Raw genomic sequence first — 11,741 nt, 5'->3', positions numbered from 1 at the left:
TTTCAATACTAACCTATTCTAAAAAATTCTTTCACTGTGTTTCGTGCTTTTGAATTGAATTCTCTCATTGATTCATTTTGAATTAATCTCATTGAAAAATGATATGTAAAATCTACAAGGTAAACTACAATTAAAAGAATTGATATTGCCACTGCCACTTTATGGTTGATGGAGAAAACAATATTCTGAACAAGTCTATTAACTGCACCAAACACAAATACAGCTACAAAGCCCCATCCAATAGTTGATTGTAGACAAATAATACCTTTATAGTTAAATCTTAAATGATCATAATTCCACCAAACTTCGCCAAATAGCTTTAACATAACCTGTGCTGTTAAAAACTCAAAGGCAGTTGCACAAATTGCTCCTGCAATATAGAGTGCAAAGAAATTATGCTCAATTGGTCTAAATAAAATAAATGCAAAGAATAAACCGAAACCATAGATAATACAGAATGGAGACTTTGCAAAACCTCTATTCTCCCAATATCCTAATTGGTGTCTAATAACTACACATTCCATGCACCAGCCAAGGAAGCTGTAAATAAAAAACCAAATCACTAACTGATTAATGTTCATGCCTCTAAATGTAAAGTTTAAAATTGAATGAATCATACTCTCTCCTTAATTTCCCTCGTTTTTATCTAATGTATAATATGAATTTTATCATGAAAACTTCGTATTTTATACCAAAAGTAAATTATATTACTTCTATATAAATATTACAATACTTGCCCTAGAATCGCAATAAAACAGGGTATAGCAATTCATTTTCCTATACCCTGCAAATAATCTTAAGCTAAAAGACCTTCAAGTGTCTCTCTTACAGCAGAAATGAAGTCCTGTGTATTAAGTGTTGTTGGATTAGGATTAGTTGTAATTAAAGCTAAATCCTTTGTCATCTTTCCATCTTCAACTGTCTTAATGCAAGCCTTCTCAAGCTTATCAGCGAAATCACAAAGATCAGCTAAGTTATCTAACTCGCCTCTCTTTCTTAGAGCACCGCTCCAAGCAAAGATTGTTGCAATAGGATTTGTGGATGTTTCCTCACCCTTAAGGTGCTTATAATAGTGTCTCTGAACTGTTCCGTGTGCTGCTTCATATTCATAGTAACCATGAGGTGAAGCAAGTACGCTTGTCATCATTGATAATGAACCAAATGCAGTTGCAACCATATCTGACATAACATCACCATCGTAGTTTTTACATGCCCAGATATAACCGCCTTCAGAACGAATAACTCTTGCTACAGCATCATCAATAAGTGTGTAGAAATATTCGATTCCTGCTGCCTTGAACTTATCAGCATATTCCTTATCATAAATATCCTGGAAAATATCCTTAAATGTATGGTCATACTTCTTTGAAATTGTATCCTTTGTTGCAAACCATAAATCCTGCTTTGTATCAAGTGCGTAGTTAAAGCAACTTCTAGCAAAACTTTCAATTGAGTCTTCAATATTGTGCATACCCTGAAGGATTCCTGCGCTCTTAAAGTTATGAATTAATTCTCTCTGCTCATTACCCTGCTCATCAGTAAATACAAGCTCTGCCTTACCAGGGCCAGCTACCTTCATCTCTGAAGCTCTGTAAACATCACCATAAGCATGTCTAGCAATTGTAATAGGCTTCTTCCAGTTCTTAACGTATGGCTCAATGCCCTTTACAATAATAGGAGCTCTAAAAACAGTACCATCAAGCATAGCTCTAATTGTACCATTAGGACTCTTATACATCTCCTTAAGGTCATATTCCTTAACTCTGGCTGCGTTAGGAGTGATTGTAGCACATTTAACAGCAACACCTAATCTCTTAGTTGCCTCTGCTGAATCTACTGTAACCTGATCGTTAGTTTCATTACGATGAACTAATCCTAAATCATAGTATTCTGTATTTAGCTCTACGAAAGGGTTAAGTAACTCATCCTTAATCAACTTCCATAAAACTCTTGTCATCTCATCTCCATCCATTTCAACTAATGGAGTTGTCATTTTAATCTTGCTCATTTACTCTTCCTCCTAGCTTTTATTGTCAGACCCAAATTCTTAATCAATAAAAATTCTTGTTTATTATAAATTATGTAGCTTTTTTTGTAAATAAAAGATAGGAGTTGATTGCTTTAATTTTTGTAGTTTTTCATCTCTTCTAGAATTTCTGTCTCAGTTGGATATGAAGCAATTGCACCCTTTCTTGTAACACTAAGGCCGCAGCATACATTTGCAAAATCAAGATAAGCCTGAAGGCGACTAGAATCTAGACTTTCTAAGCCCTCTCTTTTAACATTATCCATAGCAAGTCTATTAAGGAAGGCGCCAATAAAGCCATCTCCTGCCCCAGTTGTATCAGCTGCCTTGTGGCTTGTTGCCTTACTAAAGGCCTTGTGTTCTTTTGAAAATGCGTAAGCTCCCTTTGAACCTGTTGTGTAAATCACAAGTTTTACATTCCCCTGCATAAGCTTTAGAAGAGCCTCTTCGATATTATGTGTACCTGCAATAAAGTCAATCTCTTCATCAGAAATTTTTAGAATATCCGCCTCAGGAATAAACTCCCAAACCGCCTTATATAGTTCTTCCTTACTATCCCAAAGGTTAAATCTTAAATTAGGATCAAAGCTAATAAGGCCCCCATTGTCTCTTGCAAGCTTTATAGCCTTTTTGTGAGCTTCCTTCATTGGAAAATTTCCAAGATCTACGGAACAAAAATGTAGGCCAAAATTATCCTTAAAAACATCCTCTTCTAAATAGTCTGCCTCATAGAGCATATCTGCTCCCGGCTTTCTAAAGAAGGCAAACTCTCTATTGCCATCTTCCTTTAGGGCAACGAAAGCTAGTGAAGTTGTAGCTTTATTAGTTCTCTTAATTGTGCTTGTATCAATACCAAAGCTAGCAAGCTCATTTACAATCTTATCACCAAAGGCATCAGCGCCTACCTGAGTAATCATTGCTGATTCTCCACCAAGCTTTTTAAAGCAGCCACACACATTAGCAGGTGCGCCACCTACCTTAGGGTTAAAAGAGCTAACTTCACTAATAGCCTTTCCTACATCTCCCGGAATAAAATCTATAAGGGCTTCACCAATTGCAAGTAATTTCTTCATTTTTAATCTCACTTTCACATTTTCTTTTAATTAATCCTTGCCAGATTCTTATAAAAATTAATTCTCTTTATAAGCTCTAGCACATACATTTTTTTCATTAATAATTTTAATATCGATTTCCTTCTTTAAAGGATAATATCTTGTAGTCATAACCGCTTCCCCTGAATTTGCATACACTTCAAGGATGCAGCCATCCATAAAGAATGATAGATTCTCAAGGCTATCTAGTTTAGCCTTTCTTTTATCTCTACCATCTCCCGTATCATTAAAATATTCCATAAGAAGTTCCTTAGCCTCGCTATTATAAGAGATTTTAAGGTCTTTGTTAAATTCCACAGATAAATCCTTATCCGCTTCTATCTCAATATTTGCATAAAGATTAGTCTTTACTAAGCTTTCATTATTTTCTAATTTAGTTACCTTTATATCTTCAAACTTGTCCTGTATATCACCAATTACAGGCTCCTGATAAATCTTATTATTCTTAAGGCTTAAACGTCTAACTAAAGTCATGGAATGCTGCCACCCTTCCGCTATTGAAGCTGCATTTCCATAAGGGGCATCTGGTACTCCTGCCCAGCCAATTAAGTAAATGTTTCCATCCTCTCCCTTAAAGGTCTGAGGAGCATAAAAATCAAAACCTAAATCCCATTCCACAAAGTCTTCTAACTTTATTTCTGATTTAAGTTCGTCGCAATTTCTATTTACGATGTCTAATTTATTCAAATCTTTCATTATATATCCTGACTGATATACATTTGCAAATCTATCCAAACTAGACTCCAAACCTTGTGGACAAAAGGATAATACTTTATGTCCATTTAATTCAAAAAAGTCAGGACATTCCCACATATATCCAAAATCATTATCTGAGATATAGGACTTATTTAATGTCAATTTTTTTCTATCCTCAGATTCATATAAAAGAAAGGCGGCCTTACTATCTCTCGTTCTTGCACCAAGTAACATATAGTAGAGTCCATTTTCATAAAAAATCTTAGGGTCCCTAACATGACAACTCATATTATCCGGATAGTCAGCATTAGTTAAAAGACAGGTCTTATTATTAAAATGCATTCCATCCTCTGATTGTAAAAATAAGACATTGTGGCCTCTGCCCTCGTTTATATAATCGTAGTTACCAGGATGCTTTACATTTCCAGTATAAAAAAGTTCTAAAGTGTTGCCATCTATAAAGGCTGTGCCTGAATAAGCCCCGTCCTTATCCCATTCTGAATCAGGGAAAACTGCCTCTCCCTTAAATTCAAAATCCACCAGGTTCTTTGAAGTGTAGTGGCCCCAAGTTTTAAGACCGCCATTAACATCATCTTTACTATACTGAAAGAAAATGTGATATAAGCCCTTATAATAGCAGCTGCCATTAGGGTCGTTTAACCAGCCTTTTGGCGGCATTATATGATATTTGTGTTTATACATATTTTCTTGTCCTCCAATGTATTCTTCATAAAAGTTAATATAGGGACTAACTATAAATAATTAGTCCCTATTTCTTTAGAATATGTTAAGTTTAAGCTTCTTCCTTTGGATCCTTATAAAGAATCCATGAACAAATAAAGGATACAACAAAGGAAACAAGCATTACTAAGGCATAGCCTACTACAAACTTAGTTGTAATAAGGAAACCAAATAGACCTGTGATTCCGTATGCACTAGCATAAATTCCTGATATAGCTGCTACAAATCCACCTGCGGCACCGCCGATACAACCTGCAACAAATGGCTTCATAAATCTAATATTAACACCAAAGATAGCTGGTTCAGTAATACCAAGGAAAGCTGAGAAGGAAGCTGGCATTGCCATTGACTTAATCTTCTTATTCTTTGACTTGATACCTACAGCAAGAGCTGCTGCACCTTGGCCTACGTTAGCTGCTGTAGCAATTGGCATCCATGTATTCATAGGAGTTGCTAAAGAACACATCTCAGCTTCAATCATGTTGTACATATGATGAAGACCTGCAACTACTGTGATTGCATAAAGACCACCAATTAAGATTCCGCCTATACCAAATGGAAGGCCGATAAGTGTCTGAGCACCTGTTAATACCCAACCCTCTACTGTTGAGAAGATAGGTCCAATAATTGTAAGTGTTAAATAACCTGTTACTAAAACTGTTACAAGTGGAGTTACAAATAAATCAAGCATTGCTAGTACAATCTTGTGTAACTTCTTCTCGATAACAGACATAATTAAAATTGCGATAATTACAGGAATTACATGGCCCTGATAACCTACCTGATTTACATCGTAAAGACCAAACCAAACAGACCACTTATCAACTGTTCCGCCAGCAGCTTCAATACTTGCTACTGACCAAGCATTTGTTAAGTTTGGATGAATCATAATAAAACCAATAACAGCTGCAAGGAACTCATTACAACCAAACTTCTTAGCTGCACTAATTGCAATAAGAATTGGTAACATACTAAGAGCTGCACCTGCGAAGAGGTTAATTATTGCATAGAAATCTGAGTTAGCGATTTCTGGGAAAGCACTTGATAGGCCTCCAAGTAAACCGTTTAATAAACCACTTGCTACGATTGCTGGAATAATAGGAACGAAGATGTCACCTAAAGTCTTAATAGCTCTTAGGAAAATGTTCTGTTTCTTAGCTGCGGCCTCTTTTACCTCTTCCTTAGAACTAGCCTTAGTTCCTGATAACTTAATGAACTCATCGTAAACATCATTTACAATACCTGTTCCAAAAATAACCTGAAGCTGACCCTGGGCCTCAAAACAACCCTTAACTCCTTCAGCATCCTCAATCTTTTTCTTGTCTACCTTGCTGTTATCAGCAATTACTAGACGAAGTCTTGTTGCACAATGTGCAGCAGATACGACGTTACTTGCTCCACCAACGCCGTCAAGCACCTGTTTAGCTGCCTTTGAATAATCCATAGCTTACCTCCATATCACTAAAAATTATTGTGAGAACATTCTCACGTTTTTACATTTTTTAAAACATAAAAACGTTACATTTACTACATCCCATTGTGTGAGAACGTTCTCATGTCTTATAATGCATATTATAGTTACTGATGCTTTTGTTGTAAATGCACAGTTCTCACAATTAATTTGTGGTTTCTTTGTGCATTTTCAACAAGATTATTAACTTCTAAATAAAACGGACTAACTAATAATAATATTTTAACAGATTATGGTATACTTTATCTATTGTTTCTATTAACTTATACATTTATAGAACTCAATTAATAGCCAATTTTTGGGGAGGGTATTATGACAATAAATGAAATTGCAAAGTTAGCTGGCGTATCGCGCGCCACTATTTCTAGATATCTTAATGATGGTTATGTTAGTCAAGATAAGAGAGACAAGATTAAGCAGATTATTGAAGAGACTGGTTACACTCCATCAAGCTACGCCCAAACTCTTAGAAGCAAAAAGACTAACTACATCGGTGTAATTATTCCTAAGATTGACTCTGATTCAATAGGTCGCATGGTTTCAGGTATTACTAGTGTTCTTTCAAAGAAGAACTATCAGATTTTACTTGCTTCAACTAACAACAATGCCAGTGAGGAGTTAAAGTATCTTCGCCTTTTTAAGGAGAATCACGTAGATGGAATCATTTTACTAGGTACAATTTTTACAAAAGAGCACATTAAGACTTTGGCTTCTTATCAGGTGCCAATTGTTATTTTAGGGCAAAATGTTAAGGGCTATTCTTGCATATATTCTGATGATTATCATGCTGCCCTAAGCCTTGGCCGCAAGCTTTCAAAGACTTCAACTAATCCCGCAATGATTACCGTAACTTCTGAAGATGTGGCAGTAGGCCTTAATAGACGTAAAGGTTTTATAGATGCTTTTAAGGAAAATGGAAAGACTATCCATAAAAAGAACATTAAAGAAGTAACTTTTAGCTTTGATGCAGCTTATGAGGCTTGTAAGGAACTTATTAGTAATGATAAGACTATTGATGCAATTATGTGTGCCACAGATACAATTGCAGCAGGCGCCATTAAGTATTTAAGGGAAACCAACCTTAAAGTTCCAGAGGATATTGAAGTGACAGGTTTTGGTGATAGCAAGCTATCCCTTGTATCCTACCCTTCCATTACCACAGTACATTTTTTCTATGAAGATGCAGGAATCAAGGCAGCTAGCCTAGTTTTAGACAAGATAAACAAGAAAGAAAAGACTAGCCCTAATCTTAGCGTTCAACTTGAATATAACTTAGTAGAGAGAGAATCTACAAAAAAACTCAGCTAAACATTGATAACTTTTTTACATAATGCTATAGTTAGAAAGTTCACAAAATAAACAATTTTCAAAAGAAAAAAGTATAAACTATATTCTAATAACGGGAGGTACATTTTATGTGCGGAATTGCTGGTTTTACTGGAAAGTGCAAAAATGAAAAAGCAGTTTTAAAAGAAATGATGGATACTATTATTCACAGAGGTCCTGATAGTTCAGGAGAATACAATGAAGATGGCACAATTCATCTAGGTTTTAGACGTCTTTCAATCCAGGATTTAAATAACGGTGATCAGCCAATGTTTAATGAAGATAAAACAATGGTTATCACTTTCAATGGCGAAATCTATAATTTCAAAGAATTAAGAGAAGAATTAATTGCTAAGGGACATACATTTGCAAATAAGGCAGATACTGAAGTTTTAATTCACGGTTACGAAGAATATGGCAAGGACTTACTTAACAAGTTAAGAGGTATGTTTGCCTTTGTTATTTGGGATAGCAAGAATAAGACTTTATTTGGCGCTAGAGATTACTTTGGTATTAAGCCTTTTTACTATACAATTGCTAACAACAATTTAGTTTACGGTTCAGAAATTAAGAGCATCTTAAAGCACCCTGATGTTAAGAAGGAAGTTAATCCTGTTGCTCTTGAAAACTACTTAACATTCCAGTACTCAGTACTTGAAGAGACATTCTTTAAGGGCATCTTTAAGTTAATGCCAGGTCATTGCTTTACATTTAAAGAAGGCAAAATGGAAATTGAAAGATACTGGGAGCCTGAATTTACTCCAGATTCTACAAAGACTATGGATGAGGCTATTAAGGAAATCGATGATGTAGTTGCAAATTCTATCGAATACCACAAGATTTCAGATGTTGAAGTTGGTTCATTCCTTTCAAGTGGTGTTGATTCAAGCTATGTTGCTGCTACATTTAACGGAGACAAGACATTTACAGTAGGTTTTGATTATAACAAGTATAACGAAATCGATTATGCAAAGTCTCTTTCAGAAAAGGTACAGATTGACAACTATTCTAAGCTTGTTTCAAGTGAAGAATATTGGTCAGCTATTCCAAAGATTCAGTATCACATGGACGAGCCTTTAGCTGATCCTGCTGCTATTGCTCTTTACTTTGTAAGTAAGACAGCTGCAGAACATGTTAAGGTTGCTATGTCAGGTGAAGGTGCTGATGAATTCTTTGGTGGTTATAACATTTACAAGGAACCAATGGATTTAGCAGCTTTCCAGAAGCTTCCTCTTCCAGTTAGAAAGGCTCTTGCTAAGGTAGCTAAGGCTATTCCATTTAAGTTTAAGGGAAAGAGTTTCTTACAGCGTGCAAGCAAGACTGTTGAAGAGAGATTCATTGGTAATGCTTTCATGTTTAATGAAGAAGAACGTAATAAGCTTTTAAAGGCTCCAACAGGCCAGTATGCTCATACTCATTTAACTAAGCCTTACTATGAAAAGGTTAAGAACTTAGATGACGTAACTAAGATGCAGTATATCGATGTTAACTTCTGGTTAATTGGTGATATCTTACTTAAAGCAGATAAGATGAGTATGGCTAACTCTCTTGAAGTTAGAGTTCCATTCCTTGATAAGGAAGTTTGGAATGTGGCTAAGAACCTTCCTACTAACCTTAAGGTTACTAAGGAGAATACTAAGGTTGCCTTTAGACATGCAGCTAACAAGCACTTACCAGATATGGTTGCTGAAAAGAAGAAGCTTGGCTTCCCAGTACCAATTAGAATCTGGTTAAGAGATGAAAAGTATTACAACATCGTTAAAGAAGCTTTCACAAGCGATGCAGCTAAGGAATTCTTTAACACAGACTACCTTGTTAAGTATCTTGATGATCATAAGGAAGGTAAGGCTGATAACTCAAGAAAGATTTGGACTATCTACATCTTCCTTGTATGGTACAACGATTTCTTTGTATCAGATATGGCAGCTTAAATCTAACTTAATATCTAATTGAATTTTGTATAAAAAAGACCTAAGACTTATATTAAACCATAAGTCTTAGGTCAATTTTTTTCTAAATTATCCTGATTAAACTTTATGCCATCGTAGCATTTTTGATAATCAGCATCAAATCATTTATTGCTTTCTTCAATGAACTGGTTTAACTTCTCAAGAGCCTTACCACTATCAAGCATATCTGCTGCAATAGCTATAGCCTCTTCCATTGTAATATCATCCTTTGCAAGATAAATAGCTGCACCTGCATTAAGTAATACAACATCTCTTTTAGGTCCCTTAGCACCTTTTAAGATTTCAAGGGCGAACTGTGCATTCTCTTCTGGTGTACCACCAACTAATTCTTCCTTCTTGCAACGCTTCATACCAAACTGCTCTGGTGCGATTTCATAGCTCTTAAACTCATCACCCTTAAATTCGCAAACCTTTGTAGGGGCTGAAAGAGAAATCTCATCGATGGAATCCATACCATAAACTACTAAAGCTCTCTTAACGCCTAAGTTGTGTAATACGTGAGCAAGAGGTTCAACTAGCTCTTCGCTATATACACCAAATAACTGCATTGTAGCACCTGCTGGATTAGCAAGAGGGCCAAGTAAGTTAAATAAAGTTCTGATTCCCATTTCCTTTCTAACGCCACCAACAAAACGCATTGCTGGATGGTACTTCTGTGCAAATAAGAAGCAAAGGTTAATATCATGTAAGATCTGTGCTGAACGTGCTGGAGCACAGTCAATCTTAACTCCAAGTGCCTCAAGTACATCAGCTGTACCACACCTACTTGAAGCTGCTCTATTACCATGCTTTGCAACTGCAATCCCTGCTGCTGCAGAAACAATTGATGAAAGTGTAGAAATATTAATTGTATTAGAACCATCTCCGCCAGTACCAACAATTTCAAGCACTTCCATGTCATTTAAGAACTTCTCGCAATGAGCTCTTAAAACTCTTGCTGCTGCTGTGATCTCATCAATAGTCTCGCCCTTAATTGAAAGTGCTGTTAAAAATGAGGCTTTCTGCGCATCAGTAGCTTCACCTGTCATGATTTCTTCCATAACTTCTGTCATAAGCTCTTCAGGGATATCCTCGCCCTTAACAAGCTTTGCAATAGCTTCCTTTATCATATCTTCCTCCTATAAAAAAATTCCACATAGTAATCATACAACATACAAATGTTGTATGACAACTATATGGAACTATTTTATATTTATATAGATACACTGTCAATCCAAAGTAAGCCCATTAGATTATCTTTTTCAAAGATTTCATCAAATATAAAGGCCTCATATAAGACCTCCATATTCTCCTCTGAATACTCAACCTGTCTTGAAAAAACATGAATTACATCTAACTGATCTTCATGAGTGAAATTCCAACCCTTATCAATCCATTTAGCCATATCCATCTCTTTAATCACAAAGAAATTAGTAACTAACATCTTCGCTTTACTTAAAACGTCATGGTCATAAATTGCCTTAGCAAAATATCTAAAGACAAAATACTGTAAAAGGTTCTTATATTCATCCATACGCTCCTGAATAAGGGCAAAAAATCTCGAATTATAGGTATAATACTCTTCGATAGTTAAAGCCTCGTGGAACTTAAATACCACGTCTTTAATATCCCTTTCCCATTCCTCATTTAAAACTTCCATATCCTCGTAAGCATAAATGATACTTCTTATACCTTCAGTCTCAGATAGACTATCAAAACGTCCATCCTCGTATTCGCGATTAATAGACATGAGAGTGGTCTCAACATCTGACTGATCATAGCTCGAAATTAAGGCATTTAGGCCCTCATAATCATCTTCGTTAATTAAGTCCTGCATCTTATCAGAAAGCTCTAATATGCACGCTAAACGCTCGTGTATAAGCAATTCCTTTTTCTCAAGGATCTTGAAAATGATATCACGTGCCGCAAAAATAATGTCTGCATATTCTTTATCAAATTCACTATCTTCTACAACTTCTTCATCTAGCTCGCTTTCAACTAAGCTGAATTTCTCATTAGCTGATAAAACAATTCTTGCTGCCTCTTCGCAGGCCAAACCAATACCTGATTCTTTATACTCCCCAAAATACTCGCTGTATCTTGGAAATTGCGAACAGACAACACCTAAGTGTTCTTCACCTAATTCTGCATGGACCTTACAAAGTCCTGAGTCAAGCAATAATGGGCAATGTCCATTATTAAGCTTAAACATATGCTCTCCATCTTCGCTTGTTACTATGCTATTACGAATTGTCTCACCTAATTCCCCTTCAAGACTCATGTAATAGTCATAAGTTTCCTCGTCAATATCTATCTCCCATCCACCTACACAACAGTTATCATTACATCTATCTGTAATGCAATGAAAATCATTATAATAAAATGGAACCCTTAATCTCATAATTTATTTACCCTTATCT

At 35.7% G+C, this 11,741-nt stretch carries 9 protein-coding genes; 2 read left to right on the top strand and 7 right to left on the bottom strand.

The genetic code is table 11. The features are described 5' to 3' along the window. Positions 1-8: 8 nt before the first annotated feature. The 5 genes from G600_RS0102095 to G600_RS13480 all read right to left on the bottom strand — a co-directional run bounded on the left by G600_RS0102095 (position 9) and on the right by G600_RS13480 (position 6,019). The gene (locus G600_RS0102095) at positions 9-617 is read right to left on the bottom strand and encodes a putative ABC transporter permease (RefSeq protein ID WP_051195316.1); all 609 of its coding nucleotides are present in this window, start codon (positions 615-617) and stop codon (positions 9-11) included. Between the two features lie 179 nt (positions 618-796). Continuing rightward, on the bottom strand, positions 797-2,008 hold the full coding sequence (locus G600_RS0102090) for an NADP-dependent isocitrate dehydrogenase (RefSeq protein ID WP_027430453.1): 1,212 nt from the start codon (positions 2,006-2,008) through the stop codon (positions 797-799). 113 nt (positions 2,009-2,121) lie between these two features. Next, positions 2,122-3,099 carry a carbohydrate kinase family protein gene (locus tag G600_RS0102085; RefSeq protein WP_027430452.1) on the bottom strand — a complete coding sequence of 326 codons (978 nt, stop codon included), beginning with the start codon at positions 3,097-3,099 and terminating at the stop codon, positions 2,122-2,124. A gap of 57 nt (positions 3,100-3,156) precedes the next feature. Then, positions 3,157-4,536 (bottom strand): glycoside hydrolase family 32 protein, encoded by a 1,380-nt coding sequence (locus tag G600_RS13485; protein WP_051195315.1) that lies wholly within the window; start codon positions 4,534-4,536, stop codon positions 3,157-3,159. A 91-nt stretch (positions 4,537-4,627) separates the two neighbouring features. After that, positions 4,628-6,019, bottom strand: a complete 1,392-nt coding sequence (locus tag G600_RS13480) for a PTS transporter subunit EIIC (protein ID WP_034245171.1) — start codon at positions 6,017-6,019, stop codon at positions 4,628-4,630. Positions 6,020-6,358: 339 nt separating this feature from the next. On the opposite strand from G600_RS13480, the gene G600_RS0102070 reads away from it, so the two are divergent. Both G600_RS0102070 and asnB read left to right on the top strand, forming a co-directional pair. Further along, positions 6,359-7,354 (top strand): LacI family DNA-binding transcriptional regulator, encoded by a 996-nt coding sequence (locus G600_RS0102070; RefSeq protein ID WP_027430451.1) that lies wholly within the window; start codon positions 6,359-6,361, stop codon positions 7,352-7,354. Between the two features lie 107 nt (positions 7,355-7,461). After that, the gene (gene asnB, locus G600_RS0102065; protein ID WP_027430450.1) at positions 7,462-9,303 is read left to right on the top strand and encodes an asparagine synthase (glutamine-hydrolyzing); all 1,842 of its coding nucleotides are present in this window, start codon (positions 7,462-7,464) and stop codon (positions 9,301-9,303) included. Between the two features lie 140 nt (positions 9,304-9,443). On the opposite strand, the gene trpD is transcribed toward asnB, so the two are convergent. Both trpD and fliB read right to left on the bottom strand, forming a co-directional pair. Then, positions 9,444-10,451: an anthranilate phosphoribosyltransferase gene (gene trpD / locus G600_RS0102060; protein ID WP_027430449.1), complete on the bottom strand. Its 1,008-nt coding sequence runs from the start codon at positions 10,449-10,451 to the stop codon at positions 9,444-9,446. Between the two features lie 83 nt (positions 10,452-10,534). Next, complete coding sequence (gene fliB, locus G600_RS0102055) at positions 10,535-11,722, bottom strand: flagellin lysine-N-methylase (protein ID WP_027430448.1); 1,188 nt, start codon at positions 11,720-11,722, stop codon at positions 10,535-10,537. Between the last annotated feature and the right edge of the window lie 19 nt (positions 11,723-11,741).

The sequence above is a fragment of the Lachnospira multipara ATCC 19207 genome (genome assembly GCF_000424105.1).
Lineage (GTDB): Bacteria > Bacillota > Clostridia > Lachnospirales > Lachnospiraceae > Lachnospira > Lachnospira multipara.
Note: the sequence above shows the minus strand (reverse complement) of the source record. Positions and strands in the feature narration are given on the sequence as shown.